This window comes from Pontimicrobium sp. MEBiC01747 (assembly GCF_053601635.1).
The window spans coordinates 1-18,006 of record NZ_JBSHNS010000561.1 but is presented as its reverse complement, the minus strand read 5'-3'; the positions used below and the strand labels follow the sequence as shown (position 1 = coordinate 18,006).

Below are 18,006 nucleotides of genomic sequence, written 5' to 3'. Positions count from 1 at the left end.
CTGCTATTCACTTTAAAAAGAATATTAAAGGCTTTAATAAGTTGAAAAAGCTATTTTTAATAGATGTAAAACTGTCCAATGGATTTCCTAACTTATTAAAAAATAAAAGTTTAGAAGAACTAGTTTATATAGGTGAAAAAGATGTAGATACAATGCCTAATTTTATAGGGAATCAATCGCATTTAAAAACATTAGTTTGGCGTTATAGTAATATAAAAAAAGTCCCCGAAAAATTAAATAAAACAAGACCCAAGGTCGTTAATTTAGATAATAATAAGTTAGAAGAAATTGATGCAGTTTTAGATATGGCAAAAGCAGCAACCTCTTTCTCTTACGATATTAATAATATTCCATACCAAAAAAGAACACAATACAACACACTAATTTATCCTAACGGGCAACTCGCAGAAACACCAGAGGATAAAATAGAATTAGATACTCTGTTTAAAATAAGAAGCATTCCGTTTAATCCTAAAAAACGAAAAGATCAAGCAACAGTAATTAATAAAATATATAGGTTAAAAAAATACGTTAGTTTAGATAGGAAAGCTTTAAAAAAAGAAGGCGTATTTAAAGCTATTAAAAATAGAGGAACTTATAGAACGGTCTCTTTTAAAAACCCTAATAATTACGCAGAGAAGTACCGCGCATTTTCCAATAAAGACATTAATACTCTAGAATACTATCTAAACGTTATAGAAACGTACAATATAGACCCATTAAACTTTTTTAAAATAATACAATACAATACTAGAGCGGTAACTTACAAAAGCTATTTTCCAATAGAAGAATTTACAAATGTAGACACATTACAAAGCTACCATAACACCTACACAGGATATGAGTTTTTAGAACATAATATAAGTAAAGGTACTTTCGATTACGGGAAACTAAAGCATTTACGAAAAGCAGTTGCAAATGGACAAGAAGGCATAGAAAACGTTTCTAAAATAAAAGGACTACAATATTTAGAAATTAAAAATATAATGGAGGTAAAACAAATTCCAAACTGTTTTTGCGAACTTAAAACGCTAGATACCATATTTGTTTTAGATCCAGAAAGAAAAAAGTTCAACTATACTATTGAAGCAGAAGTAACCAGTTTTAATACTACATTAGAAAGTATTAGAGCAACTGAAGATAAAGAGCTTGAGCGCTATGCTATAGAAGAACATAAAAAAAGAGAAGCATTGTTAAAACAAATGAAAGCCTTTAAAGACCGTACACTATTGGATTACAAACATATAAAAATACCAGATTGTGTAAAAAAAATGCCCCTTACATTTGCCACTTATTCTGGTATGGAAGAAAAATAAACGACATATAAAATAGAAAACATGAAACAAACACACCTCTTTCAAATCCATCCCATACTACCAGTAAAAGATGTTGTAGAAGCTTTGTCGTTTTATGTAAACAGACTAGGATTTAAAATTGCTTTTGCTAACGATTCTAAAAAACCAACCTATGCAGGAATACGTCGAGACCATATAGAAATACATTTACAATGGCACGATGCTAAAGAGTGGCAGGCAGGTTTTAATACACCAATGCTACGTATAGTAACCCAAAATATAGACGTTTTATATGAAGAGTATAAAGATAAAAACGTCTACCATGAAAACACAAAAGTACGAGATACAGATTGGGGAACCAGAGAATTTGCATTTTACGATTTGTATAGTAATGGCCTTACTTTTTATCAAGAACTATAAGTAAAAAAACGATTTTAAACTAAGTTTAAAATCGTCTTCTTTATAAAAACCACTTGCAAAGACACGTTTTTAATGTGCGTAAGGGGTTCGTTTATTTTTGGTCAATGCAAGTGATAAACAAGATAAGGTACAGTTAGTTTATATACTTGCTTCAAGAATTTTTGGCGTTAAATCTACTTCAATTTGGTTTTTTAAAATATCATCAAAGGTTTCTCGTTGTCTAATTAAATGTGCTTTGTTATTATGCCACAATACCTCTGCAGGACGATAACGAGAATTATAATTACTGGCCATAGAATAACAATAGGCGCCAGCATTTTTAAAAGCTAAAATATCTCCTTCGGTAATTTCTGGTATTCGTCTATTATTAGCAAAAGTATCTGTCTCGCAGATGTAGCCAACTACCGAGTAAAACCGTTCACGGCCATCAGGATTAGAAATATTTTCTATTTCATGCTGAGAACCATATAACATTGGGCGAATTAAATGATTAAAACCAGAATCTATTTGTGCAAAAACAGTTGAGGTCGTTTGTTTTACAACATTCACTTTTGCTAAAAACAGCCCAGCCTCACTAACCAAAAATTTACCAGGTTCGAAAGCTAGTGTTAATTGCTTCCCGTAATTTTTACAAAACATATTAAAACGTTGAGTAAGTTTGGTGCCAAACTCTTCAATATTAGTTTCAATATCTCCTGTTTTGTATGGCACTTTAAAACCAGACCCAAAATCTATAAACTCTAAGTTTTCAAAATGCTTGGCAGTATCAAAAAGGATTTCACTAGCATATAAAAACACATCAATATCTAAAATATCACTACCCGTATGCATATGTATGCCATTAATAGTCATATTAGTATTTTCTACAATACGTAAAATATGTGGGATTTGATGAATAGAGATTCCAAATTTACTATCTATATGTCCTACCGAAATATTAGTATTTCCGCCAGCCATTACATGCGGGTTAATACGTATACAAACCGGTATATCTGGATTTCGAGTGCCAAACTGTTCTAGTATAGACAGGTTATCAATGTTAACCTGTACACCTAATTTGGCAACAGTTTCTATTTCCTCTAAAGAGACGCCATTAGGCGTAAACATTATATGTTTAGCCGAAACACCAGCAGCTAGGCCTAATTGAACTTCCTGTATAGAAACGGTATCTAAACCCGCGCCAAGTGAATGTATGTACTTTAAAACAGAAAGGTTAGATAGCGCTTTAACAGCATAATGTATTTTTACCTTTTTTACTTTACTAAAAGCAGCTGTTAAGCGTTTGTATTGCGCAGCTATAGTTTCTGTATTATAAACATAAAGAGGGCTCCCGTAGTCTTTTGCAATTTTTAGTAAATGATGCTGTTGCATAACTTTAATTTTTTTTCAAAGGTATTTTATTAGCCGTTTATAAAAATTTTTTAAACATATTATTACATATTTTAAACAAGTTGTTAATTATTTAACAATGTAAAATTCTATAACTAATTTTCATAATTAAATATTAGGGTAAGTAATTGTGATTATTTACTTTTGTCACTCTAAAATTTTACTTTTAATAAGATGAATTTACACGAATATCAAGGAAAAGAATTATTAAGCAGCTTTGGCGTACGTATTCAACGTGGTATTGTTGCACAAAATGCTGACGAAGCAGTAGAAGCAGCAAAAAAATTAACTGAAGATACTGGTACAGGTTGGCACGTTATAAAAGCACAAGTTCACGCTGGTGGTCGTGGAAAAGGTGGTGGAGTAAAACTAGCTAAAAATTTAGACGAAGTAAAGTCTATAGCTGGACAAATCATCGGGATGGATTTAGTAACACCTCAAACTTCTGCAGAAGGTAAACGTGTACACCAAGTATTAGTGGCTGAAGATGTATACTATCCAGGAGAAACTGAAACGAGTGAATTTTACATGTCTGTATTATTAAATCGTGCTAACGGACGTAACATGATTATGTATTCTACAGAAGGTGGAATGGATATTGAAACAGTTGCAGAAGAAACACCACATTTAATATTTACAGAAGAAATAGACCCAGCAACAGGAATTTTACCTTTCCAAGCTAGAAAAGTAGCCTTTAACTTAGGATTATCTGGTTTAGCTTTTAAAGAAATGACAAAGTTTGTGACGTCTTTATATAAAGCTTACGTAGAATCAGATTCTTCATTATTTGAAATTAACCCTGTTTTAAAAACAAGTGATAACAAAATAATGGCTGTAGATGCTAAAGTAACTATAGACGATAACGCATTATACAGACACAAAGATTTAGCTGAATTACGTGATTTACGTGAAGAAAGCCCAATTGAAGTAGAAGCAGGAGCTTTAGGCTTAAACTATGTAGACTTAGACGGAAACGTTGGGTGTATGGTTAACGGTGCTGGTTTAGCAATGGCAACTATGGATTTAATTAAGCAAGCTGGTGGAGAGCCAGCTAACTTTTTAGATGTTGGTGGTACTGCAGATGCAGCACGTGTAGAAGCGGCATTTAGAATTATATTAAAAGATCCAGCAGTAAAAGCAATCTTAATTAACATATTTGGTGGTATTGTACGTTGTGACCGTGTGGCACAAGGTGTAGTAGATGCATATAAAAATATGGGAGATGCAATTAAAGTACCAATTATTGTACGTTTACAAGGGACTAACGCAGACATCGCTAAAGAATTAATAGACAGTTCTGGACTAGATGTTATGAGTGCTACAGAATTCCAAGAAGCAGCAGATAAAGTACAAGAAGTTTTAGCGTAAGCTAACTTACTTTACCATAATAGACAAGAGAGCAGTATTTTTATACTGCTCTTTTTTTGTGCTGAATTTTAATTTCGTTTACTTCTAAATAATTACATTCAACTTAGTTTTAAGTTTATTAACTTATAAATAAGTTGTGTAACTTAAAATTAAGTTATATGTTTGTATTGCTGATTAATAAAACTCATAAAGTAATGGTAACACTAACTAAGGTAGAAGAGAAGATTATGAAGATTCTTTGGGATATAGAAAAAGGATTCATTAAAGATATAATTGAAGAATATCCTAATCCAAAGCCTCCTTATAATTCAGTCTCAACAATTGTGAGGGTATTGGTACAAAAAGAAATTATAGGCTATAAAGCGTATGGTAAGTCTCACCAATATTATCCATTAATTAGTAAAGAAGACTACAGTAAAGGGCAAATGAAGCGTTTAGTTACCGATTATTATAATAACTCGCTATCTCAAGTGGTTAGCTTTTTTACAGAAAGCAAACAGTTAAAACAGAGCGAATTGGACGAAGCTATGCGTATGTTAGAAGCATTAAAAGACAAAAAAGAATGATAAAGTTTGCAATTTATTTACTAGAGTCTAGTGCTGTGCTTATTGCATTCTATTTACTGTATGAAGTCTTCTTAAAAAAAGAAACGTTCTTTAATTTTAATCGTTTTTACCTTCTAAGTGTGGTCTTGTTTTCATTGTTATTACCTTTTATGAGTTTCGATTTTAATAAAGGTAAAATAGCGGCAATAGACCATTCTATTGAAGAGTTTAACGATTTTAGAATGTCTTATTACGAGGCTATGGAAACCTGGGAATCTCAGGCTTTTAATAATTCAACACCTGTGGAAGCACCAGTTGTTTCTAATAAAAAGGAAAATAGCCCTGTAGACTGGGAAACTATTGTAATAATGATTTTACTAGGAGTATATATTTTAGGTGTTTTAGTTTGTTTGTCTAAGTTATTATGGACGTTAAGCCGATTAAAACGGATGATTTCTATATACCCTAAAACTAAAATTAATGGTGTAATGGTGGTAAATATACCAGATCCGTCTGCTTCATTTTCGTTTTTTGGTTATGCTTTCATTTATAGAGAAAAAATGAAGACTGCCGAAATAAATCAAATTATCGCCCATGAGAAAGTACACATAGAACAACGCCATTCTATAGACTTAATTTTTGTACAACTTATTGCTACATTTCTGTGGTTTAATCCACTAATTTGGAAGCTTATTAAATCTTTAAAAACAACACATGAATATATAGTAGATCAAAAAATAATTAATACAGGTTATTCCTTAGTAGCGTACCAGACCTTACTTTTAAGAGAGTTAGTCAGCAACAACTCATACGGGGTGGTACACAATTTTAATTTATCATTTATAAAAAAAAGAATAATCATGATGACAAACAATAAATCTGGATTTAGTAGTAAAATAAAAATAGGGTTAACAGTAATATGTACAGTATTATTTAGTCTAATACTATTTCAATGTAATTCTGAAAAAACAGATAATATTCCTGAGGAGCTAAAAAAATTAATGGCCAATAATAATAAGAATATACCTAAAGAATTAAAAGAACAAATGAGAAGGCAAGCAGAACTTGTGTTTTCCATATCAAATAATATAATATCGGTAGATGGAAAAACTATTGATATTAAAGATATTGAACCTATTCTTACAGAAGCTGGTATGGGACGACATTTTACAGTAAGATTTAAAATAGATGGAAATCAGAACATGAGAAAGCTAAGTGAAGTACAAGCTGAGTTGAGAAGAATAGATAGAAGGAAAGTGTTATATAATGGAGAGACAGACTCTGGAAAACAAATGATTCAACCATTTATAGTGCCTCCAATGCATTGGGCTAAACCTTCTCATGACGATTCTATCCCCGTAAAACCAGATTTAAGTAATGCAACGCATAATGGAACAGTTGCTACACTTGATGGTATTGAATACCTTAAAGTAAATGTAAGCGAAGATAAAAATATTAGAGAAGCCGTTTATAATTTTGTAAAAAGTCATATAACAAGACAATCTACAGCCTATTTAATACGAGTAGAGTATAATGATGAAGATAATTTTAAAAATTATTTAACGAATTTAGCTGAAGTATTTCAAGGTTTTGAGACTGTATATAAAGTACGTGCTCAAGAATTATACGGTAAAGATCATCAGGATTTAAAAAAAGAGGAATATATTTTTATTGGAAGAGAAGCACCGAAATCGGTTTTTATTGCAGGAAAATAAATTATTAATATAAAAGCGAAGATTAATTATTAAAATCTTCGCTTTTATGCTCATAATTAATCGATGTTATTTTAGTAATTAGATTTTAGTTTACTAAAGAATATAACAATAAATCCGTTAAAAAAATAACATAAAACAGCCCTATTACATTAGCTTAAATAGCTTCACATTTAGTTTACTTTAAAGTAACGATTACATACAGTTTTGGTAAGAGTAGTGTAACACGCTACTCTTTTTTTGTGCCTAATTTTGTCATGTAAATAATTAGCAGCAAAACATAAAAACAATTACGCTAATTAATAATAAAAAGAAAAAGATAAAACACAAAAAAAATGAAAACAGTAAAAGTATTAATGTTTGTATTAGCCATCACATTTACAAATTTAAGTATGGCAAACACTAACCCAGCAGAAAAAGAAGGAACAACATCTATTAGCAAAGCAATAGGAGTGTTATTAAGCAAGCCAGGATTTGAAATTAAAAAAGATTTATTGGCAGAGGTAACCTTTATGCTTAATGCAGAAAATGAAATTGTAGTACTAACAGTAGATACAGAAAGTACACAATTAGAGAACTACATAAAAACGAGATTAAACTATAATGAGTTAGCAATTAAACTGAGTACTAATAAAAAGTATAAAGTAGCTGTAAGACTTATAGTAGAAAACTAGTACATACTTAAACACTCTGTAATGAGTGAAGTTTTAAAAGTAGATTTGGTTTTGTCTGTATAAGTAGTAGCGACGTTACATGTTTTGATAAGCAAAACAATTCGATAAATTTATATAGACACTAAAAGAGCAACATTAACTGTTGCTCTTTTTTATTTGTTTTAATCTTGAGAGTGTTATTATATCTTTTTGTTTCCTTATTAATAAAAATACGATAGTCTTTTCTATAATCATTTATTCATAAATAGTAATACTCCCATTAACCATTTTTAAGTTTGGGCAAGTTCCACTTACAAGGCTAACTTCAACCTTTTTTCCGTAACCTACAAAAGTATTGCCTTGAATAAAAGGAAAAGCATTTGTTGTACCATCAATGGTAATTAAAGTATTGTCAATTTTCACATTTAAAACAGCATTATTACAACCAGTATTTTGCCCTATATTTAAAGAGAAAAAGAACTCTACATCTGCATCTAAAACAGTTGTAGATGTTTTGTTTCCTATAGAGCCAATGTTCCATTGTGCTGGGATGCCTTTTACATTTTTTTCTAAATCAAAAATCATCCATTTTCCGCTAACAGGAAGTGTCTCGTTATTATTATAATTAATTCTTGTTGTAGCATTACAACTCATAATAGCATTAGAACCTTCAGTTAATTTAACGGTACTCTTACCTTCACGATATACAAGAACTTCCTTATCTGGATTGTTAACAGATGTGCTGTTTACATTAAATAAGTAACTACCATCTAAATTACCTACAATAATTTTTGCATTAGGAAAATTAGGGTTGGTTGTCCAGTTACCTGTAATACTAACTTGAGAAAAAGAAAATAAAGTGCATAAAAAGAAAATGGAGCTAAGTATAGTTTTCATAATTTGTTTAGTTATTATTTATTAATATGTAGTTCTTATAGTACAAATATACTTAGTACATAGTATATTAAAATACCCAATAAAAGGTAAATACTAAAAGGGATTATAATTATTTTAAAACACATTTTAACTCTATTTCAGGCTCCATGTGGTAAGTAAATGTTATTTCTTTTTTATGAAAGGGCTGAGATAATTGCATTTCTAGAGGTAGTGTTAATGACGACTCGTTTCTATTTAACCAAATATCATTATAAACATGAACTTTAGTATCTAACAACATAAATAAATACTGCTCCATTCCTAAAGGTTCTAAATCTATTTTTATATCCTCTAATTGAGAAGGAATGTCCTCACCTATATGAGACTTTACTGCTTTGCGAGCATCAACAACATCACATAGTTTATGCTCAGTATAACTAGAGGTTTTTGTTGAATCGGTTAATAAACTTACATTAACAATAACATTTTCTGGAATAAGTGTAACATCTTCTCTAAATTGAGGTAACATGTTAAATAGAATAGGCACATAACATTCGCGATATAATAAGGCATCTAAAGTTTCGCTAAAAAGAATATGATATGTTTCTGCTTTAGGAACTTTAAATGTTACGGCGTCTGCTAAGTAATATTCGTTTACGTAATGAGTTAACTCTAAAGCTTCTATTAGTTTTTTAGCAGAATTCAATGAATTTTCGTTAATTTCTAATATTGAAAATTGTACTTCGTCTATACCAAATAAAGGCGCTATTAAATTTACAAAAGGAGCATAAGGGCCGCAACCAGCATAGAATATGGTTATTAATTCGTTAGGATATTTAGCCTGTTTGTCTTTAATAGCAGAAACCATAGCCTTTAAAAATGCTACAGTTCGTTTATAATCTAGTAAACATTGCGCGGCATGATTAAGCCCTAAGGCTTTACCTTTAGCTGTAGATACAGCAGCTAGGTGTTCTATTTTAGAATCGAAACCAGAAACTTCGGTAGCGTCTTGAAAATGTTTATGAATTTCATTTAGTATACTTTCTGCCTTTGTAGAGCTTAGGTTTTCTTGAAGTAGGGATTTAACTAAAGCCTTAATGTTAATAGCAGTATCATTCATTGATTTAATTATTTTTTTGAGTAAAACCATACAGGCTACAGTGTAGCATATAGTTTTAATGTTATTTAACAAATTTAATTTGCAACAATATCTAATATTTTATAGAGATATCCTATACGTATATCTACGTGCTTTTACATTAATAAACTAAAATAGAAGAATAATTATAGCTTATAAAAAAAGAGTAACATTAATCGTTACTCTTTTTTTTAGGCTTTGGTTTATTTTGTTTTGGAGGCATTGGACCACGTAAATGAATAATTAATCCGTTTAAAAAATTACGTAAAATTTGGTCACCACATTCCATATATTTAGGGTGATCTTCTCGTCTAAAAAAAGCACCTAATTCGCTTTTAGAAATTCTAAAATCTACGAGTTCTAAAATCTTAACAATATCATCATCACGAAGTTGGTGTGCAACTCTCAGCTTTTTAAATATATCGTTGTTTGTCATGTTTATTTGTTTGTTATTCAGTGTTTTATTGTTGGTTTTGTTGAAATATAAAATCGGTTTTGTGTTAAAATGTCTTAAAAACACGATATAAAACAACCCATTTTTCGACAAGATACATCTTTATGCGATTATTATGTAGAGATTGTTTGTAATTTTACAACGTGCTAAAAACTAGGTTGTAAATATTATGAGTAGAGTTGAAAAACTAAGTTTGTTGTCGGAGATGATTGCCTTGTCAAAACATGATGTTGAAGAAAAACGAGCAGAATATAATTTTTTAAAAATAGTTGCTGAACAGTTAGAGGTGCCGTTAAAAGACTTTAATTATTTGGTAGAAAACCCTATAAATTATAAACACTTAAATGCACATAGCGAGCGCATATTACAATTTCATAGGTTAGTTGTGTTAATGACTGTTGATAAGGAAAATACACAAAAACAATTAGTTAAACTCTATAATTTTGGTTTAAGAATGGGATTAAACCATGAGTCTATTACTAGAGTGTTACATTTAATGGAAGAGTTTCCTGCACATATTGTGCCTACCGATTTGTTAATAGATATATTTAAAGTACAGTATAATTAACTAGTATTTTAGAGCTACAGAAGAAGTTACTAAGTATAGAATATATTTTACACTATAAATAAGCTTCGTGTTGAATGCTCTATAAAGCTTTTATACAAATTACACTTTTAATGCTTCTAATTTTTCTTGATAAGCCTTTATTTCATCACGTAATTGAGCCGCAATTATAAAATCTAGCGCTTTTGCAGCTTGCTCCATAAGTTTACGTGTTTCTCTAATTTTTTTCTCTAACTCTGGTTTTGTTAAATACTCACTTTCAGGTTCTGCAGCTTTTGCAGCCTCTAATTCATAACTATAAGTACTAACAGAGTTTTTAGAAAGCACACTGTCTAAACTTTTGTTTAGAGCCTTTGGTGTAATATTGTTAGCAGTATTGTATGCAATTTGCTTACTACGCCTGTATTCGGTTTCATCTATAGTTTTTTGCATACTTTTAGTAATCTTATCAGCATACATAATAGCTTTACCATTCAAGTTTCTTGCAGCTCTACCAACAGTTTGTGTTAACGAGCGGGTAGACCTTAAAAAACCTTCTTTATCGGCATCTAATATAGCAACTAAGGACACTTCAGGTAAATCTAAACCTTCACGAAGCAAGTTTACACCCACTAAAACATCAAATAAACCTTTACGTAAATCCTGCATAATCTCAACACGTTCAAGCGTATCCACATCACTGTGTATATAACGAACCCGTATATTTATTCGCGTTAAGTATTTTGTTAACTCTTCGGCCATACGTTTGGTTAAAGTAGTAACTAAAGTACGTTCGTCTTTTTCTGTACGTTGTTGTATTTCTTCAATTAAATCATCTATTTGGTTTAAACTAGGGCGAACTTCTATAATAGGGTCTAATAAACCAGTAGGCCTTATAATCTGTTCAACATAAACCCCTCCCGTTTTTTGCAATTCGTAATCAGCAGGCGTTGCGCTAACATATATTACTTGGTTTTGAAGCATTTCGAACTCTTCAAACTTTAAAGGCCTGTTATCCATAGCAGCAGGTAACCTAAAACCATATTCCACTAAATTTTCTTTTCTACTTCTATCACCTCCATACATGGCATGAACTTGCGAAATGGTTACGTGACTCTCGTCTACTACCATTAAAAAATCGTCTGGAAAATAATCTAATAAACAGAATGGTCTCGTACCAGGAAGCCTCCCATCAAGATAACGAGAATAATTTTCAATACCAGAACAATAGCCTAATTCCCTAATCATTTCTAAATCGAATTCGGTGCGTTCCTTTAAGCGTTTAGCTTCTAGGTGTTTACCAATTTCTTTAAAATAATCATGTTGTATAACTAAGTCGTCTTGAATACTTCGTATTGCATTTTGTAAAACATCTGGCGATGTTACAAACATGTTTGCAGGATAAATTGTTAAACGATCATATTTTTCTACAACTTCATTTGTTTGAATGTTAAAGGCTTCAATCTCTTCAATTTCATCACCAAAAAAGTGAATTCTAAAAGCATCATCTGCATAACTAGGAAAAACATCTACAGTATCACCTTTAATTCTAAAATTTCCATGCTTAAAATCGGCTTCGGTACGAGAGTATAAACTTTGTACCAAATTATGCAGTAAATCTGTTCTGGAAATTTCTTGGTCTCGTGTTAGTGTAATTACATTTTTTTGAAATTCTACAGGATTTCCTATACCATATAAGCAAGATACAGAAGCAACAACAATAACATCTCTACGCCCAGAGAGTAGAGAAGAGGTCGTGCTTAAACGCATTTTTTCTATCTCTTCGTTTATAGATAAATCTTTTTCTATATAAGTTCCAGAAGTAGGAATGTAAGCCTCAGGTTGGTAATAATCATAATAAGAAACAAAGTATTCTACAGCATTATTAGGAAAAAACTGTTTAAACTCTGAGTATAATTGAGCTGCTAATGTTTTATTATGAGCTAATACTAACGTAGGGCGTTGTACAGCTTCAATAGTATTAGCCACCGTAAATGTTTTCCCCGAACCAGTAACACCCAATAGTGTTTGGTATTTTTCATTACTATTAATCCCTTCAACAAGTTGCTTTATAGCATTAGGTTGATCTCCCGTTGGACTAAATTCTGATTCAATTTTGAATTTCATTGACTATTATTATGGTCTTCTGTATATTAAATATGATTTTGTGTTATGAACAGAAGTAAGATAACACTTCTAAACTAAGTTTTACAAAATTAAGTAAAAAAGAACCTATTTCTAAAAATAGAAAGTTAACGAATTAAAGCGAAATGACCTCTGTATTGTTTACCATTGGCTTTAGTAAGAACAAACCAATAATCATCACTAGGGAGGAGCTTTCCATTAAGTGTTCCATTCCATCCTAAAACAGGGTTAATACTTCTAATTAATTTTCCGTATCTATTAAAAATATTAATTTTTAATCTAGAATTAAATTGAGAGCTTGTACCATAAGGCTTCCAAGTATCATGCACACCATCTCCATTTGGAGTGAAATATTGTGGGAATCCTAAAATAGAAAATGTAATTGAAGTGCTACCACAACCATTTCTATCTCTAACATATATGGTATGTACACCAGGAGCAAGGTTTTCAAAAATATTTTGGTCTTGATATGGTCCAAATTCATTATCTATGGAAAACTCATAATCTCCTACGCCAGAAACCGTAATCGTAGCGGTATTGTTAGCAGTAAGTTCTGTAAAATCTAAAGAATCTATAGTAGGAATGTTAGAAGCGTTTACTGTAATTGTTCTTGTGTTAGAACAACCATTAGGATGCGTTACTGTAACTTGATACGTTCCTATTGCATTAATATCTATAAAACTAGCGTTTATATTTAAATCATTAGAATTATAAAGCCATTGATAAGAATAACTTGAAGCAGCACCATCTATTACCCCAGCAGATAAAGTTAATGTTTGTGGAAATGTATTTAAACAATACAAAACAGAAGCATCGGGTTCTAAATCTGGGCTTGGTAATACATTAAGAGTTAGAGGACTAATAGCATAGCATTGATTAGTATCTGTGGTTACTTTTACATAAATAATTTCTGTATTTGGGGTGCTATTAGTGTAGTTTCCATCAATACTGTTAGTCTCTGAAAAAGCATCATCTAGGTTAGTGAAAAAGCTAATGTTTGCATTATTAGGAACTAAAGGGATTATACTATTACGAATAGTATCTAAAAAGAAACGCCCAATACCATCTATATCCCCATCGTCGCAAACATTAACAGGATCTAATGTTAACGTATTTGATGAAATATCTAAAGTTATTTCTGCAATAGCACTACAGTTTGTTGCTTGGCTTCTAACCGTAGCATATACAATTTCCATAGCACTAGTATTATTATAAGCATTAGGATCAGTAATTGCATTAATGTTTTGCTCTGCATTATTTAACGATGTATAAAAATCAAGAACAATTAAAGTATCATCATTATTTGTAATTGCTTCTGTAGTATTTAATAAATTATAAGTTGTTAAACCATCCATATCCGTATCGCAACCAATTAATGTGGTATTAGATACTATTGGGTTTTGGGCATACTCGATAATGATTTCTCCGTATGAAATACAACCATTATCTAATGTTACTTCTACATTATAAGTTCCAGCATCTGTAACTAAAAACATGGCATTAGTTTCTGTTGTTAACTCTACAGAATCTTTAAACCATTTATAACTATTCATCCCCGCTTGCGAGGCATCTAATGTTATAGTTTCATTTTCACAAGCAGCATTGTTGTTTGCTAATAATCTATCTGGGCCTAAATCTGTAGTGAGTTCAAAACTACCAGCTTCTAAAAACACAGCAGAGTCGAAACGAAAATTTTGTTCGTCTGCAATAACTAACTTAACATGATATTGCTGATTTGGTATAATGGTAGCAGTTGCTGTAAGCACTTTAGTTTGACCGTTGAAGTTTATTGGAGAAACATCGCCATTAAAACTCTCAAAATAGATTTCGTTTTCTGCCTCACATCCGTTTGGGATTTCAGGATGTACAGTCGTTACTTTTACAGGTGTATTAGTACCTGGAACTAAAGCTATATTTTCGTAATCTGTATTACCAATAGGACGAATGAGAAAACCAAATAAATCTGAAAATTGACAAGTGTTTGGGTCTCCTTCTTGATATTCTTCTGAAGCAAACAAATACCTGAAACTAATTTGACTAGCAATAGAAGTAAAATCGAATTCTAAAATGGTGGCATTTGTTGTGTTTGTTTCTTGAAGTGCTAATTCTAAATCAGCATCGCCTATCCAATTAGGAGCATCATCATCACTTAAACTAGTATTAGGACCTTGTACATTGGTTAATCTACCTGTACTTAAAACAATACCATTTTGAAAAGGAAAATTGGTGCCTGTAGCATCAAAAAAGCCATAACTTTGGTCTGTTCCATTAAAATTTCCTCCAACGGTATTTGTAACCTGTACATTTGTAATACAGTTACTATCTATTAAAATATCTTCAATAAGTTGTTGAGGTGTATACGTCTGACTATCCACAGAAATATTCTGAGAATAACCTATAGAAAAAAAGAATACTAAAAAAAAGAAAACTGAACCCCTCATTAATTGCAATTAGTCTGCAAAGATAATTAAGGATTCAGTATTTTTTTATAGAAAAAGTGTTAAAGTCGGTTTTATCGTTTCAAGGCAAAATGGGCCTTAAACGTTTTCACTTCATTAGTGCTCGGTTCTCTGTACTGTACCGTAAACCAATAGGTGCTATTAGGCATAGGGTTGCCATTATAAGTGCCATTCCATCCCCTTCCAGAAGGACTTAGTTGTTTTAATAGCTTGCCATAACGGTCAAAGATATAAATAATAGCATCTGGTTGTCCAGCCAAGCCATAGATGTTCCACGTATCGTGGTACCCATCCCCATTAGGTGTAAAGTAATGTGGGTAGTCCATAACAGTAATGGTTATGGTAGTTTCCCCACAGCCTATAGCGTCTCTTACTGTAATAGTATGTTCTCCTGCTTCTACATTGCTAAAGGTATACATCCCATCGTTTGGTGTATTGGCTTCCCATGCACCACCATCGATACTAAACTCGTATACCGAGATGGCTGTACTTGCTGTTGTTGTCGCCGTTACTGCAATATCGTGTTGGTCTGCAAAGGCTAATGTGGTTATCTCTGCGGTAACCACTGGTGGCTCACTTACTTCTACAAAGGTTACTGTATTTGGGTCGCCTACTATGGTAGAACAGCCTAAGGCACTGGTAACCACTACCGAGTAGTTACCGCCTTCTGTTGGGGTAATACTTGATTGGTTTGCGTATTGTGGTTGTTCTACGCCTTCTAAGTACCAGGTAAAGGTATAGCCATCGGCCACAGTTAAGCCCGTGTCTATTGCTGGCGTGTTAATGACTTCTGTACCATTGGTGTTGATACATAATAGGTAATTGTCTTCTAAATTAAACGATGGCATTGGGTTGACTTGCAACGTTAGTTCTGCGGTAGCGTAACAGTCTGAGCTATCTACCATTGTTCCTGTACCATCATCTACCATAGTATTATTGTCTACGCGTACATAAATAATTTGTGGGTTGGTGACATTGGTATAGGGTATTGGTAATGGGTTAATGCCTGCATCTGCATCGGCTTGTGTTAAGTAATAGCTTACGATATAGTTAGCTGGGTCTTGCCCATCTAATACTTCTGGGTTTTGTGTGGCTAAATCAAACGACACGCTGTCATTGGTTGGGTCACCATCAAATTCCATATTATCATCACATAACTGGTATAGTATAGGTTCCATATCGCTATTGGCCAGTGCGTCTTCGTGTACTTGTAAATCGAAGGTTAAGGCTGTTGTTAAACATCCGGTTACGGTATTGGTAATGTTGACATAGATGGTTTGTGGGTTGCTGGTATTGGTGTATAGCCCGCCTGGGGTTAAATCATTCATTCCTGCATCGGCCTCGGCTTGTGTTTCATGGTAGGTTACCGTGAAAATTGCGGGGTCTTGTCCGTTTAATATGGCAGGGGTCATGGTTGTAAAGTCAAAGCTTTCGTATACGCCATCGGTGTTTAGCTCACAGTGGGTGTAATCGTCTACTGGGGTAACTACTGGTAATGGGTTGACAATAACATCGAAGTTAACCAGCGTGTAACAGCCTGTTCCGTTTAATCCTGTAGGGTCATCGCCATTGGTTAATCGGACATAGATGGTTTGTGGGGTGATCCCTGTATTTGGATTGGCTGGGTCTTCGTTAACATACATTGTTGGGTCTGCTATAGCATTGGTTCCGGCTATGGCATCGTCTTGATTGGTGTAGTAGCTTGCTGTAACGCCAACTTCTCCATTGATAATAAAGGCTTCGTTTTGGGTTAAATCGAAGGTTTCTGCTAAATCATTCTCGAAAAAAACATCTACATCATCACATAGTTCCAGATCTACTGGGTCTGGACTTGGTGATGGATTTGGCAATACTCTTATGGTTACTGTTGTAAAGGATGAGCAGCCTGTATCTGCATCTTCTACGCCTACGTATAGGGTTTGTGGGGTTGCTGTATTGGTGTAATTGGTTGGGTCGGCTATGGCATTGGTTCCAGCTTGGGCATCGGCCATCGTTTCGTAGTAGCTTACTATCCAACTGGTGTTGCTTGGCCCTGTGATTTCAATGTCTTCTACGGTTAAATCAAATGCTGTTACTCCATCATTGGCTTCGTAGTAGTTGGCGTCTAAGTCATCGCATTGTGAGAGCTCGTTATCGTATCCTGGGTTTAATACTGGGGGTAGGCTTACTATAATCTCAAAGCTTTCGGTTGCAGTGACACAGCCATTGACTAGGCTTTCTAAGCGTATGTAAATGGTTTGTGGGTTCGTAACATTGGTATAGTTACTGGTATTGGTAATGGCATTTGCCCCGGTTTCTGCATCGGCCTGAGTTAGGTGATAGGTTAAAACAAAGTCTGCCGGGTCTTGGGCATCGTATACGTCTGGGGTGATTACGGTATCGAAATCAAATTGTGCAAAGCCATCGCCATCATCATCACAGATGATGTACCCGTCTGCTACTAGATCGGCTTCTAAGTCTACTACTGGTGCTGGTAAGACTTCTAATGGGAGCTCTACTATGGTAAAACAGCCTGTGGCTGGTGTAGTCATGGTGCCTGTATTGGTAACAACGACATAGATGGTTTGGGTGTTGGCTACAATATTGTTGTATGGACTGCTTAGTGGGTTAATCATGTTTTGGGCATCGTCCATGGTTTCATAATAGGTGGCTGTTACTCCTGGTTCGCCATTAATGATTGTTGCGCTTTGGCTTTCTAAATCAAAGCTGGTAAACCCATCGTTATCGTCATCACATTCTTGGTAGGCTACGGGTGTGGCTACTGGTGATGGTAATGGGTTGACTCTTAGGTCTAGGGTGATGGTGTCGTAGCAACTTGTAAGGTCTATTGAGGCTCTTACATAGATGGTTTGGGCATTAACAACATTGGTGTATAGTGTTGGTAATGGGTTAACTGCGGCATCGGCATCGGCTTGGGTTAGGTAATAGCTTAGGGTGATGCCTGTTTGTCCATTTAGTATTTGTGCGTTGGCCTCTTCTAGATTAAATTCTTCGACTTCATCGCCTGG

General features: G+C 33.2%; 14 protein-coding genes. 7 read left to right on the top strand and 7 right to left on the bottom strand.

The genetic code is table 11. From position 1 onward, the window contains the following. Both ACVC2P_RS18820 and ACVC2P_RS18815 read left to right on the top strand, forming a co-directional pair. Nucleotides 1–1,316, top strand: a 1,316-nt coding sequence (locus tag ACVC2P_RS18820; protein ID WP_452599993.1) for a hypothetical protein, incomplete at its 5' end; no start/stop codon positions are given. Nucleotides 1,317–1,337: 21 nt separating this feature from the next. Further along, nucleotides 1,338–1,715, top strand: coding sequence for a glyoxalase superfamily protein (locus tag ACVC2P_RS18815; RefSeq protein ID WP_452599992.1), 378 nt, complete (start codon nt 1,338–1,340; stop codon nt 1,713–1,715). 138 nt (nt 1,716–1,853) lie between these two features. On the opposite strand, the gene lysA is transcribed toward ACVC2P_RS18815, so the two are convergent. Further along, the gene (gene lysA, locus ACVC2P_RS18810) at nt 1,854–3,086 is read right to left on the bottom strand and encodes a diaminopimelate decarboxylase (RefSeq protein ID WP_452599991.1); all 1,233 of its coding nucleotides are present in this window, start codon (nt 3,084–3,086) and stop codon (nt 1,854–1,856) included. Nucleotides 3,087–3,278: 192 nt separating this feature from the next. Between lysA and sucC the strand changes: the two genes are divergently transcribed. The 4 genes from sucC to ACVC2P_RS18790 all read left to right on the top strand — a co-directional run bounded on the left by sucC (nt 3,279) and on the right by ACVC2P_RS18790 (nt 7,403). Further along, complete coding sequence (gene sucC, locus ACVC2P_RS18805; protein WP_452599990.1) at nt 3,279–4,472, top strand: ADP-forming succinate--CoA ligase subunit beta; 1,194 nt, start codon at nt 3,279–3,281, stop codon at nt 4,470–4,472. Nucleotides 4,473–4,666: 194 nt separating this feature from the next. After that, nucleotides 4,667–5,038, top strand: a complete 372-nt coding sequence (locus ACVC2P_RS18800; protein ID WP_452599989.1) for a BlaI/MecI/CopY family transcriptional regulator — start codon at nt 4,667–4,669, stop codon at nt 5,036–5,038. Then, complete coding sequence (locus ACVC2P_RS18795; RefSeq protein WP_452599988.1) at nt 5,035–6,732, top strand: M56 family metallopeptidase; 1,698 nt, start codon at nt 5,035–5,037, stop codon at nt 6,730–6,732. Before ACVC2P_RS18800 ends, ACVC2P_RS18795 begins: the two co-directional genes overlap by 4 nt. A 332-nt stretch (nt 6,733–7,064) precedes the next feature. Further along, nucleotides 7,065–7,403: a hypothetical protein gene (locus ACVC2P_RS18790; RefSeq protein ID WP_452599987.1), complete on the top strand. Its 339-nt coding sequence runs from the start codon at nt 7,065–7,067 to the stop codon at nt 7,401–7,403. A 234-nt stretch (nt 7,404–7,637) separates the two neighbouring features. Here ACVC2P_RS18790 and ACVC2P_RS18785 read toward each other — a convergent pair whose 3' ends face one another. The 3 genes from ACVC2P_RS18785 to ACVC2P_RS18775 form a co-directional block, all read right to left on the bottom strand. Continuing rightward, complete coding sequence (locus ACVC2P_RS18785) at nt 7,638–8,279, bottom strand: hypothetical protein (protein ID WP_452599986.1); 642 nt, start codon at nt 8,277–8,279, stop codon at nt 7,638–7,640. Nucleotides 8,280–8,388: 109 nt separating this feature from the next. Further along, nucleotides 8,389–9,378, bottom strand: coding sequence for a phytanoyl-CoA dioxygenase (locus ACVC2P_RS18780; protein ID WP_452599985.1), 990 nt, complete (start codon nt 9,376–9,378; stop codon nt 8,389–8,391). 190 nt (nt 9,379–9,568) lie between these two features. Continuing rightward, a complete protein-coding gene (locus ACVC2P_RS18775) occupies nt 9,569–9,832 on the bottom strand; it encodes a DUF1456 family protein (RefSeq protein WP_452599984.1) in 264 nt (87 codons plus the stop codon). Between the two features lie 187 nt (nt 9,833–10,019). On the opposite strand from ACVC2P_RS18775, the gene ACVC2P_RS18770 reads away from it, so the two are divergent. Beyond that, on the top strand, nt 10,020–10,418 hold the full coding sequence (locus tag ACVC2P_RS18770) for a TerB family tellurite resistance protein (protein WP_452599983.1): 399 nt from the start codon (nt 10,020–10,022) through the stop codon (nt 10,416–10,418). Between the two features lie 99 nt (nt 10,419–10,517). On the opposite strand, the gene uvrB is transcribed toward ACVC2P_RS18770, so the two are convergent. From uvrB to ACVC2P_RS18755, 3 genes are all read right to left on the bottom strand, one after another. After that, on the bottom strand, nt 10,518–12,521 hold the full coding sequence (gene uvrB / locus ACVC2P_RS18765) for an excinuclease ABC subunit UvrB (RefSeq protein ID WP_452599982.1): 2,004 nt from the start codon (nt 12,519–12,521) through the stop codon (nt 10,518–10,520). A gap of 125 nt (nt 12,522–12,646) precedes the next feature. Further along, nucleotides 12,647–14,914: a choice-of-anchor L domain-containing protein gene (locus ACVC2P_RS18760; protein WP_452599981.1), complete on the bottom strand. Its 2,268-nt coding sequence runs from the start codon at nt 14,912–14,914 to the stop codon at nt 12,647–12,649. Between the two features lie 137 nt (nt 14,915–15,051). Beyond that, on the bottom strand, nt 15,052–18,006 hold a 2,955-nt coding region (locus ACVC2P_RS18755; protein WP_452599980.1), incomplete at its 5' end, for a T9SS type B sorting domain-containing protein.